At 60.1% G+C, this 22175-nt stretch carries 21 protein-coding genes; 8 read left to right on the top strand and 13 right to left on the bottom strand.

Annotation, left to right across the window (positions count from 1 at the left end):
* Nucleotides 1-17 precede the first annotated feature (17 nt).
* Nucleotides 18-1163: a right-handed parallel beta-helix repeat-containing protein gene (locus AC1ECN_RS03265; RefSeq protein ID WP_130671949.1), complete on the top strand. Its 1146-nt coding sequence runs from the start codon at nt 18-20 to the stop codon at nt 1161-1163.
* 101 nt (nt 1164-1264) lie between these two features.
* On the opposite strand, the gene AC1ECN_RS03260 is transcribed toward AC1ECN_RS03265, so the two are convergent.
* The 3 genes from AC1ECN_RS03260 to AC1ECN_RS03250 are packed head-to-tail and all read right to left on the bottom strand — an operon-like array spanning nt 1265 to nt 4491.
* Entirely contained in the window at nt 1265-2371 is a 1107-nt protein-coding gene (locus AC1ECN_RS03260; protein ID WP_080634397.1) for an acyltransferase family protein, read from the bottom strand.
* The gene (locus AC1ECN_RS03255) at nt 2358-3713 is read right to left on the bottom strand and encodes an O-antigen ligase family protein (RefSeq protein WP_130671950.1); all 1356 of its coding nucleotides are present in this window, start codon (nt 3711-3713) and stop codon (nt 2358-2360) included. Before AC1ECN_RS03255 ends, AC1ECN_RS03260 begins: the two co-directional genes overlap by 14 nt.
* A 43-nt stretch (nt 3714-3756) precedes the next feature.
* Nucleotides 3757-4491, bottom strand: coding sequence for a GDSL-type esterase/lipase family protein (locus AC1ECN_RS03250; RefSeq protein ID WP_130660923.1), 735 nt, complete (start codon nt 4489-4491; stop codon nt 3757-3759).
* Nucleotides 4492-4728: 237 nt separating this feature from the next.
* On the opposite strand from AC1ECN_RS03250, the gene ku (AC1ECN_RS03245) reads away from it, so the two are divergent.
* Nucleotides 4729-5535: a non-homologous end joining protein Ku gene (gene ku / locus AC1ECN_RS03245; protein ID WP_018072531.1), complete on the top strand. Its 807-nt coding sequence runs from the start codon at nt 4729-4731 to the stop codon at nt 5533-5535.
* A gap of 180 nt (nt 5536-5715) precedes the next feature.
* Here the strand turns inward: ku (AC1ECN_RS03245) and ku (AC1ECN_RS03240) are convergent, their stop codons facing one another.
* The 3 genes from ku (AC1ECN_RS03240) to AC1ECN_RS03230 all read right to left on the bottom strand — a co-directional run bounded on the left by ku (AC1ECN_RS03240) (nt 5716) and on the right by AC1ECN_RS03230 (nt 7150).
* Entirely contained in the window at nt 5716-6570 is an 855-nt protein-coding gene (ku, locus tag AC1ECN_RS03240; RefSeq protein WP_130671951.1) for a non-homologous end joining protein Ku, read from the bottom strand.
* Nucleotides 6571-6588: 18 nt separating this feature from the next.
* Nucleotides 6589-6819 carry a DUF2188 domain-containing protein gene (locus tag AC1ECN_RS03235; protein WP_130671952.1) on the bottom strand — a complete coding sequence of 77 codons (231 nt, stop codon included), beginning with the start codon at nt 6817-6819 and terminating at the stop codon, nt 6589-6591.
* Between the two features lie 70 nt (nt 6820-6889).
* Nucleotides 6890-7150, bottom strand: a complete 261-nt coding sequence (locus tag AC1ECN_RS03230) for a hypothetical protein (RefSeq protein ID WP_018072534.1) — start codon at nt 7148-7150, stop codon at nt 6890-6892.
* A 142-nt stretch (nt 7151-7292) separates the two neighbouring features.
* Here AC1ECN_RS03230 and AC1ECN_RS03225 point away from each other — a divergent pair, with 142 nt between their 5' ends.
* The 3 genes from AC1ECN_RS03225 (at nt 7293) to AC1ECN_RS03215 (ending at nt 10266) form a co-directional block, all read left to right on the top strand.
* A complete protein-coding gene (locus AC1ECN_RS03225) occupies nt 7293-7721 on the top strand; it encodes an OsmC family protein (RefSeq protein ID WP_477952181.1) in 429 nt (142 codons plus the stop codon).
* Nucleotides 7722-7808: 87 nt separating this feature from the next.
* On the top strand, nt 7809-9260 hold the full coding sequence (locus AC1ECN_RS03220; RefSeq protein ID WP_029767798.1) for an FAD/NAD(P)-binding protein: 1452 nt from the start codon (nt 7809-7811) through the stop codon (nt 9258-9260).
* Between the two features lie 112 nt (nt 9261-9372).
* Entirely contained in the window at nt 9373-10266 is an 894-nt protein-coding gene (locus tag AC1ECN_RS03215) for a DMT family transporter (RefSeq protein ID WP_075224306.1), read from the top strand.
* A 3-nt stretch (nt 10267-10269) separates the two neighbouring features.
* Here AC1ECN_RS03215 and AC1ECN_RS03210 read toward each other — a convergent pair whose 3' ends face one another.
* Genes AC1ECN_RS03210 through AC1ECN_RS03195 form a run of 4 tightly spaced genes read right to left on the bottom strand, consistent with a single transcriptional unit; the run spans nt 10270 to nt 16226 of the window.
* Nucleotides 10270-11889, bottom strand: a complete 1620-nt coding sequence (locus AC1ECN_RS03210; RefSeq protein WP_174826518.1) for a VOC family protein — start codon at nt 11887-11889, stop codon at nt 10270-10272.
* 21 nt (nt 11890-11910) lie between these two features.
* A complete protein-coding gene (locus AC1ECN_RS03205; protein WP_130654604.1) occupies nt 11911-13506 on the bottom strand; it encodes a response regulator in 1596 nt (531 codons plus the stop codon).
* A gap of 4 nt (nt 13507-13510) precedes the next feature.
* Nucleotides 13511-13936, bottom strand: a complete 426-nt coding sequence (locus AC1ECN_RS03200) for a response regulator (protein ID WP_018072540.1) — start codon at nt 13934-13936, stop codon at nt 13511-13513.
* Nucleotides 13923-16226 (bottom strand): sensor histidine kinase, encoded by a 2304-nt coding sequence (locus AC1ECN_RS03195; RefSeq protein ID WP_018072541.1) that lies wholly within the window; start codon nt 16224-16226, stop codon nt 13923-13925. The genes AC1ECN_RS03200 and AC1ECN_RS03195 overlap by 14 nt, the downstream gene beginning before the upstream one ends.
* Before the next feature lie 28 nt (nt 16227-16254).
* Between AC1ECN_RS03195 and AC1ECN_RS03190 the strand changes: the two genes are divergently transcribed.
* The 3 genes from AC1ECN_RS03190 (at nt 16255) to AC1ECN_RS03180 (ending at nt 18285) form a co-directional block, all read left to right on the top strand.
* Entirely contained in the window at nt 16255-16632 is a 378-nt protein-coding gene (locus AC1ECN_RS03190) for a response regulator (RefSeq protein ID WP_130671953.1), read from the top strand.
* A 480-nt stretch (nt 16633-17112) separates the two neighbouring features.
* The gene (locus tag AC1ECN_RS03185; RefSeq protein ID WP_018072543.1) at nt 17113-17817 is read left to right on the top strand and encodes a helix-turn-helix transcriptional regulator; all 705 of its coding nucleotides are present in this window, start codon (nt 17113-17115) and stop codon (nt 17815-17817) included.
* A 30-nt stretch (nt 17818-17847) separates the two neighbouring features.
* Nucleotides 17848-18285, top strand: coding sequence for a response regulator (locus AC1ECN_RS03180; RefSeq protein WP_018072544.1), 438 nt, complete (start codon nt 17848-17850; stop codon nt 18283-18285).
* Between the two features lie 3 nt (nt 18286-18288).
* Here the strand turns inward: AC1ECN_RS03180 and AC1ECN_RS03175 are convergent, their stop codons facing one another.
* The 3 genes from AC1ECN_RS03175 to AC1ECN_RS03165 all read right to left on the bottom strand — a co-directional run bounded on the left by AC1ECN_RS03175 (nt 18289) and on the right by AC1ECN_RS03165 (nt 22140).
* Nucleotides 18289-19005, bottom strand: coding sequence for a sensor histidine kinase (locus AC1ECN_RS03175; protein ID WP_130671954.1), 717 nt, complete (start codon nt 19003-19005; stop codon nt 18289-18291).
* A 124-nt stretch (nt 19006-19129) separates the two neighbouring features.
* Complete coding sequence (gene secD, locus AC1ECN_RS03170; RefSeq protein ID WP_130671955.1) at nt 19130-21676, bottom strand: protein translocase subunit SecD; 2547 nt, start codon at nt 21674-21676, stop codon at nt 19130-19132.
* An 83-nt stretch (nt 21677-21759) separates the two neighbouring features.
* A complete protein-coding gene (locus tag AC1ECN_RS03165; RefSeq protein ID WP_130671956.1) occupies nt 21760-22140 on the bottom strand; it encodes a hypothetical protein in 381 nt (126 codons plus the stop codon).
* Nucleotides 22141-22175 lie beyond the last annotated feature (35 nt).

Here is a 22175-nt window from a genome sequence, read left to right as displayed (position 1 = left end):
GTATCGAAGGAACTGTAATGACCGCCATCCTGCGAAAGAAAGTTCACGGCGCGTCTACACGCGGACAGATCATCGATGGTGCGCCCGATGTCGGCGTCGCCTATCAGGTGTTTTCCGATACGGTGATCGAAGATGTTATCGTCAAGAATTCCCCTCGCGGCTTCAAATTTCACAATGGCAAGAATCTCACCGTCAGGCGCTGTGAAACGGAGAATGTGAACGGCGACGGCATCTACCTGACGAAGACGACGCACGTGTTGCTGGAGAATAATCGCATCGGCGCGGCACCGGGCGAGGGAGCAGACTGCTGCCAGTTCGCCTATCAAAACAGCGACGACAATATCAGCTCCGATATCGTGATCCGCGGCAACCTCTTCCTGCAGTCGCCGGCGAGCGCATCGAACAAGGGCGCGCTGGTCTGCGACAAAACGCGAAAATACCTGGTCGAGTACAATTTCATCGGCGGCAAGAATTTCTCCTTTTCGTCGATTGGGGATGACGCGGTGGTGCGCAGCAACATCATGCGCGATGGCAGGATGAATGATTATTCCTTCGGCTACGGCGTCGGCGACAAGGCCGACCACGCCGGACATCACGTTTATGACAACTGGATCGAGAACACCAATCGTGGTGTCAGCCTGAGCGGGTTTTCGGATCAGGAGCTGGCATTTCGCAAAGACATCGATATCCACGACAACGTCATCAGCCAATGCGACATCGCGTTCTTCGCCAACCGTCGGTGGTCCGGCAGCTTTCGGCGCAACATATTCCTGCGGTGCGAGCAGGACATCGTTCTCGAGAGAAACGGCAAAGCGACTGCGGGTGATATCGATGGCAACTATCGCAACGATGGCAGCTTTCTGAACGTCACCCCGCCGCCGCTTCGCTTGAAGCCTGACGGCAAGGCTTCCGTTTCCTCCGGAGAGTGGACATCCGAGCCCGACGAAATCCGCATCCAGTGGCGTGATAAGGGGATCGATATCCCAGGCGCCAATCGGCCTTCCATTGCGGTTGAGCCTGGCATGGAATTGTCATGCGTCTTGCTGGCCCGCAAGGCGCAGAACTGGATGCTGGCGATCGCTGAGACTGCCTATGACGACTTCACGCCGCGCGCATGGCAGGAACACAGGCTGCCTTGGCAGAAGCGCTATCTCTCGATTTAAGCATGTCGCGCAAAACTCTGCAGCGGTTTTGTGACAACGACATGTAAAGCGCGAGGAGCGAATCTGAAAGATTGCGACATGCTTTAGCGGTCGCGTCAAAATCAGGATCGACGCCAGCCAAGCTTCATGGCCTTACCTGCACTGAGCGCTTTGCGAACCGGCTCATCGTAGAGGCGGGTGACGATAATGGCCAATAGGACGATCAGTGGAAGAACGATGGCAAAGATCGCCCAGGCCGGCGGTTGTCCCAGGCCAGCGGCCTTCCAGGCTCCCAACAGCAAGCCCAGCAGCGGAACGTGAATTGCATAGAGCGCGTAAGATGCCTCTCCCGCAATAAGAAGCGGCTGTCGCAGCACGCCATCGAAGTTGGCTGTGTAAAGGACAAGCACGGCGAGAGGAAATAAAGCAGTGATGACAATCAGGTCCTTTATGCCAACCAAGGCGGCTGGCGCCTGGAAGACGAGAAGAGCAGTCGCGACGACGATGACTGCCACTGCGGCTGCTTTTCCGATGCCTGAAGGGGAAAGCCGCTCACGGTAGCGGTACATCAAGATGCCGAGGGTGAAGGAAAAGAGAACGCGGGGAAATCCGGAGAGCAAAGCGCCGTCGAGCGGGATCAGGTCGGCGCTTCCATGGGCCAGCGTTTGCGCCGCCAGCCAAACCCATGACGCAAGCAGGATGATGGCGAGCACGCCGCTGGACAGCATTCTCGCCGCATAGCCGTAGGCGAGGTTGATCACGATCTCCAGGAATAGCGACCATGACGGACCGTTGAAGGGGAACAGGTTCGGCGCCTTCAGCGACGTCCCACCGATCGCCGGCATGAAGAACATCGAGGCAATCAACGAGGTGGCAAATAGCATGGGATCCATTTGCTGATTTCTGCTGAGCGACATGCCTGCATATGCGAGTACGCCGAGCAACAAACCGAGCAGATAGAGGGGATATAAGCGGATGAGACGCTTGATGGCGAAATCATTGGCGGAGAGCGAAGACTCTTGAATGAGTTTCTTCTCATAGGCGTGGCCAATCACGAACCCGCTGAGACAAAAAAACAGGTCGACGGCGAGGTATGCAGCAGGTGCTGCATCAAATCCGACAAACCCTTCGGTATGATGCACTGCCACACAAATAGCCGCCAGGCCACGAATCCCATCGAGGCCAACCAGTCTACGATTATTTGAAGTCATCTTTTTAGCCTGATGCATGTTGCGCGCCTGCCTGGGTCGGTTTGCGGAAGCGGGACAGGAACTCCGGGCCAAGGCTCGTAAGCGCGATCACGGTATGGGGCCATAGGATGAAGGGGGCCAGCATCATTCCGGCTTCGGTGAACGCGCCGATCAAGATCAGGAGGATAATGACAACCTCCTTCCTCTTCGTAATGGCCAGCGCTTGATTTAGGGGCGACGAGGTCATCTTCGCCACGAGCCGCACTACGACAAACGACGTCCAGATGATGGTGGCGGGTATGCCCATGTTCAGCGCAAGTTCGATATAGGTGTTGTGGGTGGATTGAGCGTCCCAGGTAAGGCGAACATATTGCTCCATGATTTCGGGCTGTCGGAACAAGGCAAATCCCCAGCCTGTAAGGGGCCGCTCGAAGATCAGCGGCAGCAACTGTTCCCAAACATTCGTACGTCCGCTGAGCGTAAGGTCTTTCCCGAATGACTCGGCAATCGCCTGTGCCACACCCATCAACGCGACGGAGACGACAAAGCCCAGCAGAGCGAATGCAAGAAGAACGACGAAGGACCTGAAGATGCGGCCTGGAAAGCGCTGAATCCAGCTCATTCCGTAGAATACGGCTATTCCGATCGAAAGCAGGATGATCGCCGTCGATGATTTCGCCAGCACGATGAGCACGAGGTAGAGCAGCATTGCCGCCCATCGCAGGAGATCATAGTAGCGCAGACGCCACATCGGCAGGGCCGGCAGCAGCAAGATGAAGTTTGTTGCCGAAAACTGGCCGAGCATGTTTTTGTGGTAAAATGCCCCTTTCACCATCCCGGCATAACTGCCTCTCATCACGGCGAACCGTGGAAAGGCTGCGGTGTAAAGAATATTGATGAAAGCCGTTGCAATCGCAAATTTCGCCAGGCTTTCAAATGTGTCAACGGCTCCGTAACGGGCCCGGTAAAGAATGGGTCCAGCTGTCAGCAATGCGACCGCAACGAGGGCCCGAAGCGAGGCTCCGACGCTGACGGAAAAAGCAATCGAGAGAAAGACGCATAAGCAAACTATGCCGACCAGCGGCGAGGCGCTGCGAATCAATTCAAAGATTCGCCTGGGCTCCAGGATGCAGTAGAGGCCAATGAGTGGAACGAGCGACATCAGCAACAGTCGCATCGGCATGGGGTCTTTGCCGACGCCCTCCTGGAAGTCGGCCGGCAGCCCATACCACATGCCGGTGGCTCGCCAGAGGGAAATATAAAATATCGCCGAGAGGACGATCCGCACGAAGGTTTCACGCCGAATGCGATATTGCGCGCGAGCTCTGGGTCTATGTCTTTGCAGGCCAATCGGTTGGTAGCTGTCAAATGAGGTGCTCATGACATTCCGCCTTACGTTTTGGTAACCACCTGAGCGGCAAAAATCAAAGCTGTAGACCCGCTGCGGCGAGGAAGCTCGTGATCAGCTTGTATGCCCCTTCATTAAAATGAAGATGGTCAGGCTTGTAGTTGGAACATTCTTTATCGCTTGGCTTACCGCACCGCAACATATCATCGTTCATTTGAACAAACGTGACACCCGGCATTTCAGCCAATGACGATGCTACAAGCTGGTTGGCCGGAATTCGTACATCCTCGTAAAAGGCATAGCGCTTGCCCCGAGGCGGTATGGACAACGCATAAATATGGGCGCCTGGCCAAAGAGCGCGAACCTTGCTGACAACAGCGACGACACCAGCTGCCACGGCGCATGGCGCAGTTTTCGCACCCAGATTGTTCGTGCCGATAAGCACGACGACATCGGCGGGATGGAAATCCGGAAGGTTTAGACCATCGAGGCGGTACAATGCATTTTGCGTGGTATCCCCAGCGACCCCGAGGTTCATCACTGGGCGCGTGGGAAAGCTGTCCTTGATCCAGGGCTGCCAGAGCTCGATGAGCGAATCGCCGACAAGAGCCAGATTGTATCGGGCTGATTTGTCGCGATAGCTGGGAAGAGCGCGATCATATCGCTTGCTTGCCTGTTTTTGTTGGGCCGAGGCATTCGACACTTTTGCAGGGTCGGGGCATTCCTGTGCGAAGGACGGGCCAGCATTGCCGACGATGAGAAAGAAATTGCATGCGAGGACGATGACGAGGTTGGCGAAAAGTCGCAACATTCAGATTACCGATATCCTGACGTCTTGGGGCTTTCATTATTGAAGAGGAAAATGGCGGTGGCAAGGAAAGAGTGGCTCTGGCCTCTCCGCCCGCAATGCTCGGCCCCGTTGGCAGCCGATCCATGAAATGGAGATTACTGACCGCATCTGATCAACGAAGTCTTCAATTGCCGGAACCAAARGCCGAACCCGCCCGTTGATTGCCATGCCCCACCGTGTCCGGGAGACAGGACAGACATGGCACGTCAGACATTCTGGAAAGGTTATCTCAAGCTCTCGCTCGTCACTGCCGCCGTCTCGCTGACGCCGGCGACGACCGAAAGCAACAAGGTCCGTTTCCATGTCCTCAATCGCCAGACGAAGAACCGCATCGAAAGCCGCTATGTCGACAGCGTCACCCATAAACCGGTGGCCGAGCGGGACCAGGTGAAGGGCTATCCGCGCGGCGAGGACGACTATGTTCTTCTCGAAGATGAGGAGATCGAGGAAGTCGGGCTCGAAAGCACCCGCACCATCGAGATCGACAGTTTCGTGCAGCGCGGCTCGATCGATTGGATCTGGTACGACAAACCGCATTTTCTGGTGCCCGAGGACAAGGTCGGGCTGGAAGCCTTCTGCGTCATCCGCGAGGCGATGAAGGCGAATGATGTCGTCGGCATCGCCCGGCTTGTCCTTTATCGTCGTGAGCGTGCCGTGCTGCTGGAGCCGCAAGGCAAAGGCATCGTTCTTTGGACCCTGCGCTACGGCGACGAGGTGCGTGAACCCGTGGCCGAACTCGACGATAAGACCGAGATCGACAGCAAGCTGCTGACGCTGATGACGCAACTTGTGAAGGAAGAGACGAAGGATTGGAGCCCCACCATGGTGCAGGACCCGATCCAGAAACGCCTGAAGTCGATGATCCGCGGCAAGCAGAAGAGCCTGAAGAAGGCCGCGCCCGCGAAAAAATCCGCACCGGTGAAATCGACGGGCAATGTCATCAATATCATGGATGCGCTGAAAAAGAGCCTGGCCGCGGAAGGCGGCCAGAAGTCGCGCCAATGAAAAAACGGCCAGCAGTTTTGGGGAAACGACATACATAAATCAAAGACTTAAGACGCACCGCGGGAATCCACTTTGACGCGCTTCAGGTCCAGCGGCTTCGCCGGCGCGACAAACCGATGCATTCGCGCGAGGTCGGGTGCGCCTGAGATTGCCTATCGCCCGCCAGGGGTCGAGGCCATATCAGCTTGCCTTCTTGCTGTGGCTGTCGCTGCGCGCCGGCGCCGTCTTCTTCGCCAGGGCCTTCTTTGTTGGGGCCTTGCCACCCATCTTCGCGCTCTGACGCAGCGCTTCCATCAGGTCGACGACCTTGCGTTCCGGCGGCTGCTTCTTCTTCGGTGGTGCCCAGCCCTCGATCTTCGCCTTCACCAGTTCGACAAGGGCAGCCTCGTAGCGATCTTCGTATTCGCTCGGTTCGAAGCTGCCACGCTTGGTCTCCAGGATATGGCCTGCGAGTTCGAGCATCTCCTTGTCGAACTTGATGTCTGGAATGTCCTTGAAGACGGTGTCGGCCGAGCGCACCTCGTAGTCGAAATTCAGCATCGTCGCGACGATGTAGTCGTCATGAGGGCGGATCAGCAGCGTTCGGTTGCGCCGGAAAAGCACGGCTTCGGCCAGCGCCGCGACCTTGCCGTCACGCATGCCCCTGGCGATCAGCGACAGCGCCTCTTCGTCATGCTCGTCCAGGGGTGCGAGGTAGTAAGGGCGGTCGAAATAAAGCTTGTCGATATCGTCGCTGGCAATGAAGGCCTTCACATCAAGGACCTTGTCGCTTTCCGGCATGATTTCGGCGATCTCGTCGCCCTCGATGACGATGTAGTCGCCATTCTCCATCCGGTAGCCCTTGACCTGGTCGTCCCGCTCGACCGGTTTGCCGGTCTCGCTGTCGACGAACTGCCGTTCCACCCGGTGGCCGGTTCTGCGGTTGATGATGTGTAAGGAGACGCGGTCGGAGAAGGAAACGGCGGTGTAGAGTCCGACGGCGCATGTAAGGTCGCCCACCTTCAGATGACCTTTCCAGCTTGCCCGAGCGGCCATTCCATCCTCCGTCGCAAATCAGAGCCGGCTGCCGCTCTTGTCGGTTTCGAGCGGTTGGAATTCCCAGCCACCGTCGGGTGAGGGATAGGCGAGCAGCGCATCGCCATTGCCGATCTTCTGGCGCGACGCGGCGTCCTTGGCATGGACAATCGCTTCATCCACAGTCGCATAGGTCTCCGAAAGTGTGTCGCCGAGCTTATAGGCCCAACCATTGTCATGCGGCACGACCTGATAGGTGATATCGGCCATTTCGGATCTCCTCTTTTATTCAACAGTGAACATGATGCCGAAAACCGCTCACGGTTTTCGGCATCATGTTCTACTTCCGATTTGGTTTGCGCCGTTCGTCGAGCGCAATGATCTTCTCCAACGATGCGATATCCTCGCTGGTGACGACAGGAACCGGATCGGCAGCGATGGCTTCCAGCACGTCCTGTGAGACCGCGCCGTTTCGGATGGCCCATTCCAGCGTTTCGCGCGTTGCCCGCTCGGCCTTCAGCTGCGCATAGAGCGCAACGATCAGTCGATCGCGAGCATCCATCCGCCGGCCCTGGTGATCCATGCTGCGGACATTGCGCATTGCAACTCACCTTTGTCGCTGATTTCGTTCAGATGTATTCAACCGATGACGGGTGGAAAGGTTCCGAAACCGATGGCAGCAGCGCCATTGCCGCCGGAGGCGGAGAACACTATTTGAAGGATATTCGTTGGAGGGTTTCATCATGGCCGATCTCAAAGCTCGTCCCCGTCCAACCGGCGCCACCGCCGTTCTCGGCCGCACCGGTTTTCCGCATGTCACCTCCGCCACCGGAGGCGAGATCGATATCGTCACCACGCCGTCGCAGCCGGGCTTCAATCCGCTCGATCTGCTCTATTCCTCGCTCTCGGCCTGTCTGGTGCTCAGCGCCCRCATCGCCGCCAGCCAGATGGGCGTCCTCGACAAGATCAGCGAAATCACCGCCGACGTCACCGGCGAGAAGGCGGCGGAAGGGCTTTCGCGCGTTGCGAAGTTCAATATTGCCTTCTCGATCAAGGGCGATATCGACGAGGAAACCCGCCGGAATATAGCCCATGCCGCGGAAGACGAGATCTGCACGGTGAGCAACACGGTCCGCGGCGATCCCGAGTTCTCGACAACGGTATCGGGGTAAGGCTAAATCTACATAATAATTATAGACAATTGGGGGAGGAGGATTGCGTGACCATTGCCCCGCTTCTATGCTCGGGCATCGAAAGCAATGATCCCGGCCACCATGCAGCCCAAGCCTCTCCCGACGTCTGAACAGCCCGTCGTCGCCATCATCGGCGGCGGTGTCTCCGGCGCCGGCGTCGCCTATCATCTCGCGAGAGCCAGCTGCGGCGAGCGCCCTGTCATCGTGGTCTTCGAGCCGCGCGCCGAGCTTGGCCGCGGCCTTGCCTATGACACGGCCGATCCGGCCCACCGCATCAATGTTCCAGCCGCCAAGATGAGCCTGCAGCCCGACGATCTGGGGGAGTTCCAGGCCTGGATCGAAGCCCGCGACGCCGTCGCCGACGACCCTGAGGCCAAACAGCCCGAGGGCCTGCTCTTCCCCCGGCGCCAGCTGTTCGGCGATTATGTCGCCTCCCTGCTGAAGCCGTTGCTGGAAGACGGTGCAGTGCGTCATTGCCGCGCCGCAGTGACCGGTGTCGAGCGCCGTGCCGGCCGCTGGTCGATCCTCGACGACAGAGGCGGCGTGACGGAGGCCGATATCGTCGCGATCGCCACCAGCCATCCGCCGCCGGCAGCCCCCGGCCGGCTTGCGAGCCGGCTTGCGGCCCATCCCCGTTTCGTCGCCGATACCACCAAGCCCGGCGCGCTCGACGTGATCCGCCCGCATGACCAGGTGCTGGTCATCGGCAACGGCCTGACGGCCGCTGATGTCATTGCCTCGCTTGCTGAGCGCGGGCATGACGGTCCGGTAACGGCGATCTCGCGCCGCGGGCTGCGGTCTCGCGGGCATGCGCCGGTGCCGCAGCAGCTCTTCGGCGATTTCGTCTCCGATGCGACCCATTCCGCCGTGTCGCTGCTGACAGGGATCCGCACTGCGATAAAAGCGGCGAAGGCGGAGGGCATAAGCTGGCATGGCGTGATCGACCAGGTGCGGGCGCAGGGATACGATCTCTGGCAGGCGCTGCCGGTTGCCGAACGACGCCGCCTCGTCCGCCATCTGCGTCCCTATTGGGATGTCCACCGTTTCCGTATCGCCCCGCAGGTCGAGGCCGTGCTCGACGCGGCGATTGCCTCCGGCCGCCTCGATATCCTGGCCGGCTCGGTCGCCGATGCGAGCATTGAAGGCGAGTTCATTCTTTGCACCCTGCAGCCGCGTCATCTGCGCCAGCCGTTGGAGCGGCGCTATGACGCCGTCGTCGTCACCACCGGCCCAGCGCATGGAGGTATTCTCGAAACCCAGTCCTGGCTCGCGGCACTTGCGGCAAGCGACCACYTGTCGCTTGATCCCACAGGCCTCGGCCTTGCCTGCACCGATCGTTCCGAGGCGATCGGCCCGACGGGAAAGGCAGATCCTTCGCTGCTGATCTCCGGCCCGCTGGCGCGCGGCACATTCGGCGAGCTGATGGGACTGCCGCAGGTGACCGAGCATGCCTTTTTCGTCGCCGGCGAGATCGCCGAAAAGCTACGGACGAGCTCGACGAATAGGCATCCTGCCTGATTTTCCACCAATATGTCGCTCTTCGACTGTCCCCGGTGATCGACTTCTGATAGTTCCTCGGCCATCAACATCCCGCTGACCCATCATTCGGGCGAGCAGAAATATCGAGACCATGTCGCAGGCTGCCTCCACCCTTTCCGAAGCCTCGCCTTCCAATCGTTTCGCCCTTGCGGCGCTCCTTCTCGGCGGGGCGGCAATCGGCGGCTCGCCGATCTTCGTCAGGCTGTCCGAAGTCGGCCCGATGGCGACGGCCTTCTGGCGCGTGGCGCTGGCGCTGATCCCGATCGTCATCGTCTCGCTGCTGAAGAAGGAAAGGGGACCGAAGCCGCAAAGCCTTTCCGACTATGCCATGCTCATTCTCCCAGGCGTCATGTTGGCGCTCGACCTCGGCGCCTGGCACCTTTCGCTCACCATGACGTCGGTCGCCAATGCGACGCTGCTTGCCAACCTCGCACCAGTTTTCGTCACGCTGATCGCCTTCGCCTTTTTCAGCGCGAGGATCAGCCGCGTCTTCCTGCTCGGGCTTGTCCTGGCGCTGTCAGGCGTCGTCGTTCTGAAGGGCGGACCAGCAGCCGTCGGCAATGGCGACCTCAGCGGCGACGGCATCGCGATGATCGCCGCCTTCTTCTATGCCTGCTACATCCTTGCGATCGGCAGGCTGCGCAGCCGCTTCGATACGATCCGCATCATGTTGTGGAGCACGGCATCGGCTGCCGCCTTCATCTTTCCGATTGGCCTGATCTACGAGGGCCATATGCTGCCCGCGACCGTCTATGGCTGGTCGATCGTTTTCGGCCTCGCCTTTATCAGCCATGCCGGCGGGCAGGTGGCGATCACCTATGCGCTCGCCTATCTGCCGGCGGCCTTTTCCTCTCTGACGCTGCTGTTGCAGCCGGTCGTCGCGGCAATTCTTGCCTGGGCGCTGCTTAACGAGGCGATCGGGACGATGCAGGCGCTCGGCGGCGCCGTCGTGCTTGCCGGCATCATGGTTGCCCGCCGCGGCTGATCGTCAGCGATTTTCCTGCAGCAGCCATTTCTGGATGATCGGCACGTCGGCATCGCCGAGATCGTGGCCGCCGGCGATGACGTCGGAATCGACGGTGGCGCCCGAACTCTTCAGCCTCTCTTCCAACTCGCTCGCATATTTGCCGTAGGCATCCGTCTTGCCGCTGATGACGAGCAGGTCCGTGCCCTTCAGATCGGCATGCGGAAAGTCGCTGAGAACAGGCATGGAGCGCAGCAGCACCGCCTTATGAACCAGGTTCGGATGCAGGTAGAGCAGCGAGTTCAAAAGGTTGGCGCCATTGGAGTAGCCGACATAGACGACTTTCTGAGGGTCGAGCCCGTAGGATTTGACGGCCCCCTCGATGAAGGCCGCAAAGGCCTCGGCCTCGGTCTTGATGTCGTTCTGGTCGAAGGAGAAGGGGGTAATGCGCTTGTACCAGCGCGGAAAACCTTCCTCCGTCGCCCGGCCGCGCACGCCGAGCAGCGTTGCCCGCGGCGCCACCTTGTTCAAGAGCGGCATCAGCGTCGTCTCATTGCCGCCGGAGCCGTGCAGGAGCACGAAGACGCTGCCGTCTGGGTCTGGGGGCGTATAGAAGCGATGGACGAATGGCAGCTCGCGATAATTGATGCGCGGCTGGCCGGGCATTGAAAATTGCGGCAGCATCACCTTCAGGTCATGGAGATTGGTGATGGCTTCGGGTGGCGCGAAGAGCTTGCCCCCGAGGGCGGCGTGCTCTTCGTCCACGGTCATGCCGGGTTTGTCGGTCGCGAGCTCCACCAGCGTGCCGCCGGGCTCACGAGCGTAGAGCGAGCGGAAATATTTGCGGTCGTGCATGTTGGTCGGTGACGCGTCAGTCGCTTCCAGCGCCTTGCGCACCGAAAGCAGCGTCTCCTCGTCGGCGGCGCGGAAGGCGACGTGATCGACCGTGCCGGTGCCCGGCGCGCCGGACCAGAAGCCGCGCGCATCGCGCACGTCGATGATGTCGCCGGATTGCGAAACCAGCCTGTCGATCGTGCCGCGGCTGGCCTGGAAACGGTAACCAAAATGGCTCTCAAGGAAGCTGCGGCTTGCGGCGGGCTTCTCCGTCAGCATGGTCGCGCCGCGCACCCGCTGGATGGCATGCTCGACCGGGATCGAGGCACCGTCCCAGGCGGCCGGCGATACCAGGTTCTTTGCGCCTGCGAGCTTGAGGATGATGTTGTCAGGGTCCTTCAGCCGCAGGACAGGCTCGCCGAATTCGTCGGCTGGTCCCTCCGAGCGCAGGCCGAAGCTCATCGCGCGCGTCAGCCAGTAGCCGATGCTGGCGGGGTCGATCGACAGCGATATTTCGCTGATCTGGCCATAGCCGGCCCGGCCGGGCGCACCATCTTCCCAGGCGAGGAAGGTCAGGAGCGACCCTGGTGTCCCTGCCGCATCGCCATAGAAAAGATGAAGTTGGGTCGCGTCCTCGTAACCGGCTGTCTGCTTGACGAGCCGCATGCCGAGAAATCCCGCGTAGAAGTCCACGTTCGCCTGCACCTTTCGGGTGACGGCCGTGACGTGATGTATGCCTGATACCATCGAGAGCAGTCCTGATTGAAGCGGCGTCGTCAGGAGCGCGAGTATGAGAGCTGCGAAGGTCATACCGTTGCCAATGACGATCGCTTAGTTTTGTTCCGCACAAAGCGCAAGCGAATCGCCGCGCTGCAACAACTCCAAATGTTCGACATCTTCGAGTGCCTCTTCCAGTTGCTGCAAGGTTGGCGGCTTGACCATATAGGCGCGCGCGCCGAGATTTCTGGCCCGTCGCATGTCGCTCTCGTCGCTTGACGTGCTGAGAATGCAGACGGGAATTTGCTTGAGGCGGACGTCGGCTGAAAGCGCATGCAGCACCTCGAAGCCGTCCATGATCGGCATGTTGATGTCGAGCAGCATCAAGTCGATCTGCGGCACATCGGCGATGCCAGCGCGTTCTTCGAGCAGCCGCATTGCCTCGCGTCCGTTGGTGGCGACATGCAGGTTGAAATTCACCTTCTCCCGCCGCATCAGCTTGATCTTCAGAATCTGGATGTCGGCCGGGCTGTCTTCCACCAGCAGCACTTCGGCCAGCCTACCCGAACCTTCGCCTGGCTGCTCCGCCGGCCTGGCGCTGTGCGGGATGGCCGATGCGGCAGGCGGCGTGGACCTAGTCTCGGCGAGCGGCACTTCGAGAATGAAGGTGGCGCCCGGCCCATTTTCTGCCTCGCACCAGATAGAGCCGCCATGCATCTGCGCGATGCGGCGGCAGATGGCAAGGCCGAGCCCGGTGCCTTCGATGCCGCGGCCGACGAGGCGCTTGAACGGCTGGAAGATCAGCTCGCGATGCTCAGGATCGATGCCAGGCCCGTTGTCACGCACGGTGAGGCGGCAGATATCGCCCTGCGCTTCGCCTGTGATGCTGATCTCCGGAACCTTCTGCTCGCAATAGCGGATGGCATTCGACACCAGGTTCTGCAGGAGCTGGGTCAGCAGCGTCGCATCGCCCATGACCTCCGGCAGCGCCCCGCGGATGATGACGGCGCCGCGGCTTTCGGTCTGCTGACGCAGATTGTCCTCCACCTGGTCGAGCACATCAGATAGCGAGACCGGCCTGAGCTCCAGCCCGCCGTAGGCCTCGAGCTTGGTGAAACCCGAGACCTTGACGATCAGGTCTTCCATATGGTCGGCGGCGCTGAGCACGTAATCGAGCAATTCCCGGTCTTCGGCTGGAAGCGCGGCAGAACCGTGCAGGATGCGGCTGAAGGATTTGATCGTCCGGAGCGGCTCTTTCAAATCATGGGCCATGGCGCGGGTGAAGATCTCAAGCGATTGCCGCTTCTGCTCCAGCTTTGCTTCCAGCATGCCGTGCATGATGGCATTCTGGATGCAGCGATGCAGTGTTTCAGGCGAAAGCGAATCCTTTGTCAGATAGTCGCGCGCTCCGCTCTTCATCACCTCGACGGCGACGGTTTCGTTGCCCTGGCCGGTCAGCATGATGACGTTGGCGGCGGGATCACTCTCCAGGATATCGGCAAGAACGCCGAGCCCGTCGCGACCCGGCAGCGAATAGTCGAGCAGGATGCAGTCCGGCCGTTTCCGGCCGTTCAGTGCAAGGCCCTCTTCGCCCGTCTCCGCCTCCACGACGGTATAGGCGGTGCTGGAAACGCGGCCCAGTATGCGGCGATAGACCTCGCGATCGTCGATGTTGTCGTCGATGATGAGAATGGAGCAGTGTTCCGCCAATCTGTCAGTCCTCGAGCGGCAGGATCGCGATTTCGAACCAGTATTCCTTCAGCCGCTGGATCGCGGCGAAGAGCCCGTCGAGATCGACCGGCTTCTGCACATAGGTATTGGCGCCGAGCGCATAGCAGCCTTCGATATCGCGCTCGTCGTCGGAGGTCGTGAGGATCACCACCGGGATCTTGCGCCAGCCGGCGTTCGACTTGATCGCCTCCAGCGTCTTGCGGCCGTCAAGGCCCGGCATGTTGAGATCGAGCAGGATCAGTCCCGGTTTCGGCACCATCGAGCCGAGCATGTCGAGCGCTTCCTGACCGGAGGCCGCCCAGCGGATCGAGTTGCGCAGGTTGGTGCGTTTGAAGGCGCGCATCGTCGCTTCGAAATCGTCCTCGCTGTCCTCGACGATCAGGATCGGTTGCGTGTCACGCTGCTGCATTCTGCCCCTCGCGCTTTTTTCCCAGGGTGAAATAAAATGTCGTGCCGGTGCCGACCTCGGATTCCAGCCAGATATCGCCATTGTGCCGCGCGATGATCTTGCGGACGAAGGTAAGGCCTGCTCCGGTGCCGTCGTCGGAATCCTGCGACTTTTCCAGCCGCTTGAAAATGCGGAAAATATCCTCGTGGAATTCCTGCGGAATGCCCTTGCCGTTATCCTTAACGAAAAACACGTTGCGGGCAACCGTGCCGTCCTGACCGACGAACCGATCGAGGTAACCGATCGAGACGAGCGGCGCCGGCTTGTCGTTGTATTTGATCGCATTGGTGATGAGATTGCGGAACACTTCGGTCAGCCGCGGCGCGTCGCAGACCACCTCCGGCAGCCGGCCGTCGATGATGACCTTGGCATGCCGTTCCTCCAGCAACAGCTCCATCGTCGCGACGACATCCTTGACGATCAGGCCGATATCGGTGCGTTTGACCGCCAGTTGCTGCCGCCCGAGCCGAGAGAAATAAAGAAGGTCGTTGACGAGTTTCTCCATGCGCTGGCTGAGGCGCACGAGCCGGTTCAGCCGGCGCACGCCGTCCTGGTCGAGCTTGTCTTCATAGTCCTCCAAGAGGAAGCGGGAATGGTTGTGCAGGCCGCGTAGCGGTTCCTTGAGGTCATGCGAGGCGATATAGGCGAATTCATCGAGGTCGTGGTTGCTGCGCTCGAGCTCGGCCGTATAAGCCTCGAGCTGGGAAAGCGTCGTTTTCATCCGTTCTTCCTGCCGGACGCGCTCGCTGATGTCGCGCACGATACCGACGAAGGTTTTTGTATGGCCGGTGACGACGGCGCTGATGGAAACATCGATCGGAAAGACGATGCCGTTCTTGCGTCGCCCGGAGACCATGCGCGTCGTACCGATGATGCGCTCCTCGCCGGTCTGCCGGTAATGGCCGAGATAGCCGTCGTGCTCGGAATGGTAGGGTTCGGGCATCAGCATCTTGATGTTGCGGCCGATCGTCTCCTGCAGGGAGTAACCGAACATGCTTTCAGCCGCCGGATTGAAATTCTTGATCGTTCCACGCTCGTCGATGACGACGACGGCATCAGGGGTGCCACGCACCAGCGCGCCGAAGCGGACGCGCTCGCTTTCCAGGTTATAATTGTTGCGCATGAAATAGAAGACGAGAATCGCGATCAGCCAGAGCGTGGCAGCTGTAATAGTGCGGTTGGCGATCTCCTGCCAGAACGCCGCTTCGTCGTGCCTGACGGCGAAAAAGCCGAGCATCAGGAGCACGGTGCAGGCAAAGGCGAAGAAAAGCGGCGCATTTCTGTTGCCGAACCAGAGCGCCGTCAACACCAGCGGCACATAGAGAATGCCGTTGGCGACACCCAGCGGCGTGTAGAGATCGACGAGAATGCCGGTGAAGCAGACTGCAGCCGGGATCCACAGCGGGATCTGTGCCCGGTTTGTCGGCTGCATCCACCAGGAGCGGGCGAGAAGCCCCGAGCCGAAGATCACAATGCCGATCGCCGTATGCAGCGCCATCGCCGCATAGGGTCCCCAGCGGTAACCCTGTTCGGCATCGGTGACATAGCCGGCCAGCGCGATCATGCCGAGCGTGATAACGACATAGCTCGTCAGTTCCTGCACGACCTGGCTTTTCTTCTCCACGTGGAGCGAGAGCAGTACCGAAAGATTGGCGATCAGGAAGACCAAAGCGGTGTTCGGCCCCATGCCGCCGCCGATCTTGGCGATGAAATCGGGCGGAACCAGGAAACGCGTGATCAACATGTCGACATTGTGAAAAGTCCGCCCGATTGTGACGATTTCCACGAGCCGGGCCGCAGCGATCGCCGCCGCAAGCCCCGCCGTGATCGTTGCCGTTATGCGAAAACGGCGGGCCGCCAGTGTCGAGGCGGCAAGCCCCACGCCGGAAAGCACGAAGCAGAGCGCGGTGTTGAAGGCCATCGACGGAAAGCCGGGAACCAGCGAAATGACAATCTCGACCTGCAGCAGCCAGCCGGCAAGGGCAGTCACGCCGAGAAGGAACATCATGAAGCCGACCCCAATCGCAAAGGCACGGTAGTGCCGCCTTGGCTGGTCCTGCAGGTCCACGTTGCCCTGATCCTGCACCCGTGTGTCCTCCTTCGGTTCGCGCGGCCATCTTTTCCGAAATCGAGGAATACTCAATAGGCAAGGCAGGGCGGTGCCATGCTTTTTGCGAAATGATCTGCGATAAGGTATATCGAATTTCAGTGGAACCGCGATATGGTGATGTCGAAGGACAGCGAGGTTCATTCGAACAATATCCAAATTACGGTGCTAGATGACCACCCTATTTTATGTTGACGACAGTAAGGATGACCTCTTCTATCTCGACTATATCTGCAGAAAGCAGCAGATTTACGTCGATCTATTCTGTTTCTCCATGGCCGAAATGGCGCTGGAGGCGCTGGAGACGCGCGCGGCGGAAGGCAAGGCCCCGCCTGACCTGCTGGTCGCCGATCTCTACATGCCACTCGACAGCGGCATCAGCCTCATCACTCGGTTGCGCCTGGATGATCGTTTCAAGGCGATGCGGCTTGCTATCTGCAGCGGATCGGATGCTGCCGAGGACCGCGCACGCTCACTCGATGCCGGCGCCGATGTCTATCTGGAAAAGCCACTTGACCTTGCCACGATCATTCTCAATCTTGAGATGTAGAAAACGGCGAGAGCCGTATGACCTATTCTCTCTCATTCGTCCAAGCCATATGACAAACCGCAATTGACAAGGTCGAGGACGCATCACAAGATGCAACCGGAGCGAAGAATATGGAACGCAAAAATAAGCGCTGAGAGAACCGATCAACCCGCGTTCGCCGCCACGAACATCAGCCAACCCCTTAGCTGAATGGGTCTTCGGCTCTCTCGCGCTTACGTCTGGCACTGCCTTCTCGCATTCATGGATGTTGAATGCAGGAAGAATACGATACCCAGGTAAGAACTACTGCCCCTCAGTAAAATCTGCCCGTGCATCACCTGTCGTTGAGATAATTGATGATTTCCGCCTTACATATCGAAAGTCCCCGTTTTCGATATCTCTCATCAACCGTCTCGCAATTTTTGTAGCTCTTCGCGTTTAAGACGTATATCCCAAGATTTCGGGATTAGAGGTATCGGCGGGAGGAGAGGAAGAGTGGGAATGAGCAATGCCCCGGCAATTCCCTTTCATGCCGGACCGGAGCTTAGCCGGGCGATCAACCGCACCGATTTTTTCCGCCTGCTGAAGTCGGCGGCGCAGCATTACAACTTCGACAATTTCGCGCTTGCCCGCATTTCCGAGGCTTCGGCCCCTTTCGGTGAACGCGATATCGTCATCACCAATGTCGCCGACCGGCGTGTCGGCCTTTTCATCACGACGTTGAAGGAAGCGCTGGGAACCGTCCGGGCAAAGACCGCCCAGTTCCTGGCAACGCCGGTCCATGGCAGGAGCGCACAGCCGGAAGTTTATCCGTCCGATCTTGTTTTCAACGAATTCCTGGGTGGCGTCTTTCTCTTCATCCCGCTGTTTACGCCGGAAGGGCGGCGATATTGCCTCGTGCTCAGCGGCGAGCGTCCGGAGCCGGATCAGAGTGAGATCGCCGACATGCTTCTCGACGCCATGCGCATTTTCGACAAGCTCTACGAGGAAATCCTGACGCCGGAAATGTCCGGACGGCTGACCCAGCGCGAATCGGAAATCGTCAAATGGACGAGCGAAGGCAAGACGTCGGCGGAAATCGCCATCATTCTCGGTCTCTCCGAACATACGGTCAATTCGCACATCACCGCGGCCGCGCGCAAACTTGACGCTGTCAACCGCGTTCATATGGTGGCGATCGCCTTGAGGAATGGTTTGGTTTCGTGAAGATGGTTTCGGGATTGGGGAAATGAGACGATGATCACCGAAACGAGCCGGAGGAACACCGTCAAAGTTCTCTTTGTCGATGACGAATTCATCGAATTCCGCGCGCTCAAGAAGAAGATCGCCGATCTCTCCGAGCCGGCCGTCGAGGTTGAATATTCGCCATCGATCGGTGACGCGCTGGAAAAGATCCGCTTGGCGCGCTTCGATCTCATCCTGCTCGACAACCGCCTGCTGCCAAATGCCGATTTCCGCGAAACGGTGCCGGAGTTGCGCGGCATCGGTTACACCGGCCCGATCGGCGTCGTCTCGACCGATATATCGGGTGGCTATTTTCAGGAATTCCCGGATTACGGCGTCGATTTCCGCATCGGCAAGGACGAAATCGATGCCCAGACGCTGCAGCACATCATCCGCGAATATGTAACCTATGACGTTCCGGATTTCTGGAAGGACGATTACAGCATCTAACCATCAAGCGATGGGAAGGCAGATGATGAAACAGCTGCCGCTCGCATCCGAATGTTCGAGGCTGATATCGCCGCCAAGCGCCGTTAGAAACTCTCGCGCCGTCGTCAATCCGAGACCAGCGCCCTGGACCGCTCCCGCCTTCGGCAATTTCCAGAACGGCTCGAATATTCGCTCCCGATAAGCCGGATCGATGCCCGTCCCATTGTCGGAAATCCGGATGAACCAGTCCGTCCCCTCGCGCTCCGCAGCAATGGCGACATGCGGCGACGCTTCGCTGCGATAGGTGAGGGCATTGGTCAAAAGATGCCGCAGCACCAGACCGAAGAGGGCAGGGTCGGTCCGGATGGAAGGCAGGCCGTCGCTTTCAAGCGTTGCCTCACGGACGGCCGCCTCGTCGGTCAGTTCGCCCCAGACATTTTCGGCCAGCGCCTGCAGATCGACCTCTTCAGGCGTCACCTGAGGTGTGCCGCCGGCAAGGCTCATCAACGCCTTGGTGAGCCGCTGCGCCGTCTGCGCCTTTTCCAGGATCATCCGGAGGCTCTGAAGCTGTTCGCCGTCGAGCGTCTCCTCGAGATCATCGAGCAGCAACTCGGCATACATGGCGATATGGCGGAGCGGTGATTGCAGGTCGTGCGAAGCGGTCGCGAGAAAACGCTTGATGCGCTCCTCGCTGTCTCCGGCAACGGTGGTTTCCGGCGGTCTTGTCGGGTTGGATGACATCTAGCGGTTTCCCCGATCTCAATTGCAGCGCCGCGCGTCTTTTGAGACGCGCAAAGGACGCTCTATCACTTTGAATTGCGCATAATCCTTTCCGAAAATCGATTCCGATTTTCGGGGTTATGCGCTAGCTCGCGGACTTGCGCGGGCGACCCTGTTCCGGGGGGATGATCTCGACTGCCGTATCGGTTGCCGCTGCCTTGGCATGGCGGCGGCGCCAGTCGCCGAGGAAGAGCAGGATGGGTGCCGCGATGAAGATCGACGAGGCGCCGGCCACGAGAATGCCGAAGACCATCGGGATCGCGAAGCTCGAGACCGCGCTGCCGCCCCAGATCGCCATCGGCACCAGCGCGAGGAAGGCCGTCGCATTGGTGTAAAGGCTTCGCGCCAGGGTCTCGTTGATCGACTTGTCGATGATTTCGCGCAGCGGCATCGACTTATAGAGCCGCATGTTTTCGCGCATGCGGTCATATACGACGACTTTGTCGTTCACCGAGTAACCGACGAGCGTCAGGATGGCGGCGATCGCCGTCAAATTGAAGTCGAGGCCGGTGATCGCGAAGAAGCCGATCGCCTTGGTGACATCGAGCACCAGCGTGACGATGGCGCCGACGGCAAACGGCCATTCGAACCGCACCCAGATGTAGATGAGCATCGCGAAGCTTGCGATCACCACCGACAGGATACCGGCCCAGGCAAGCTCGCCGCTGACCTTCGGACCGATGACGTCGGTGCCTTCGATGGTGGCGGTCGGATCGATCTTGGCGACTTCGGCCTTCAGCTTGGTTACCGCTGTCGTCTGTGCCTCTTCGCCGCCTTCCTGCCGTTGAGCGCGAACGAGAATGCTGTTCTTGTCGCCGAAGGACTGCAGCGAGATTTCGCCGAGACCAAGCGTGTTCAAGCCTTCACGGAACGTCCCGAGATCGGCCGGGCCGGTGGTCCTGACGGCCATCTGGATGCCGCCGCGGAAATCGACGCCGTAGTTGAGGCCCGGATGAATGAAGAGCACGACGGAGGCAATCGAAAGCAGCGCCGAAACGGCGATGCCGAAGAAGCGCGCCTTCATGAACTGGATGTGCTTGTCATAGGGGCTGAACGGGATCAACGGCCGGATGTTCAGCACCTTGAGCTTGCTGCGGCGGGTGATCTCGATCATCGCGACACGCACGAAGGCGACCGATGTGAACATCGAGATGATCAGGCCGAGCGCCATGGTCACGGCAAAGCCGCGAACCGGTCCGGAGCCGAAAAAGAACAGGATGGCCGCAGCGATCAGGGCCGTCATGTTGCCGTCGATAATGGTCGAATAGGCACGGCGGAAGCCGGTGTCGATGGCGGCGAAGGCGCTCCTTCCCTTGCGCGTTTCTTCGCGGATGCGCTCGTTGATGAGAACGTTGGCGTCGACCGCAAGGCCGATGCCGAGAACGACACCGGCAATGCCCGGTAGCGTCAGCGTCGCACCAACCAGCGTTAGCGCCGAGAAGGTCAGGATCGTGTGGATCAACAGCGCGATATTCGCCAGGAAGCCCCAGGTGCCATAGAGAACGAAGATGAAGGCTGCGACGAGCACAAAGCCGACGATGCCGGAATAAATGCCCATCTTGATGGCATCGGCTCCGAGGTCGGCGCCGACGGTGCGCTCTTCGATGACCGTCAGCTTCGCGGGCAGGGCGCCGGCGCGCAACATGGCGGCCAGCGTCGTGGCGCTATCGGCCGAGAAACTGCCGGAGATCTGGCCTGAACCGCCGGTGATCGGCTCGCGGATAACAGGCGCGCTCAGCACCTTGTCGTCGAGGACGATGGCGAAGGGATTGCCGACGTTCTGGCGGGTGATCTCGGCAAAGCGGCTGGCGCCGGCGCTGTCGAAGCGGAAGCTGACGATCGGCTCATGCGTGTTCGAGTCGAAGCTGACGCGGGCATCCGAAAGGCGGTCGCCGGAGATTTCGACGCGGTCGAGGACCGGATACGACCTGCCTTCATCGTCCTTCAGCATGGTCACGCCGGGTCCGGGCGCATTGTTCGGCGACAGCATGTGGAACGACATCTTGGCGGTGGAGCCGAGCAGTTCGCGCAGGCGTGACGGATCCTGCGCGCCCGGAAGCTGGACGAGCACGCGATTGGCGCCGATGCGCTGGATGGTCGGCTCGGAGACGCCGACCTGGTCGACGCGCTGGCGGATGACTTCAAGGCTTTGCTGGACGGCATTGTCGACATTGGCGGAGATGCCGGCCGGCGAGAAGCCGACGGTGATGGTGGCGCCGTTCGCAGTGACGGCCAGATCCGACTGGCCGGCGCTGAGGCCGGTGCTGATCGGGTTGGCAAGCGTCTTGAGTTCGGTGACGGCAGCATCGCTCTGCGCGGCATCGGCAAGCGTCACGACGATCTGGTTCTGGCTGCGGACCACGGCTTTCGGCTGGATGCCCTTTTCGCGCAGCACGCGCCGCGCGTCCTGAAGCAGCGACTGCAGCCGCTCCTTGGTCAGGTCGGCTTCGTCGACTTCCAGAACGAGGTGCGAACCGCCGCGAAGGTCGAGGCCGAGTGACACCTGCTCATGCGGCAGCCAGGCCGGCACGCGCTGGAGGACGGATTGCGGCAGGACGTTCGGCAGGGCGATCAATAGGCCGAGTAGGATGATCACCGTATAGGTGACCACCAGCCATCGTGAAGTACGCATGTTGTATTCCTTGATATCGAGGGCCGGCGCTCGGGCGCTGGCGGCATGTCGTCAATGGTCGGAAGCGCCGATCGGCGCGAGCGTCAGGCAGCGACCGGCGGTGCGCGCGGCTGATAGGTCCTGGAGACTGCGGCATGAAGCGAAGCTTCAAATGCCGGAAAAGGCGCGGCCATGGTCCAGCCGGAAAAATCGACAACCGGGGCGGCGGCAAGGGCAAGCGGTCCGGCGTCATGCGCCGCCTGCTTCGGTGCAAGCTTGCGCTCCGTGGCAAGCAGCCCGCGCACGGCATCACGCGCAGTCAGCTGCGGCGGCTGCGGATCTCGACCGGAAGAGGAAAGCGTATTGACGGCGGCGGCCGGCGACATCACCAGGTTGCCGCCGAAAAGCAGGCCGAGATAGGCAAGGATGGCGACGAGGAGGGAGGCGGCGATACGGCTCGTCAGACGGCGCTGGTCCAGCTCCATCTTCTCCGTCCCGGCGATGTCACTCCCGTATCGGC

Source organism: Rhizobium sp. 01N447_2, from assembly GCF_056399245.1.
The sequence above is the reverse complement of the archived record's forward strand: the minus strand, read 5'-3'. Positions and strand labels throughout refer to the sequence as shown.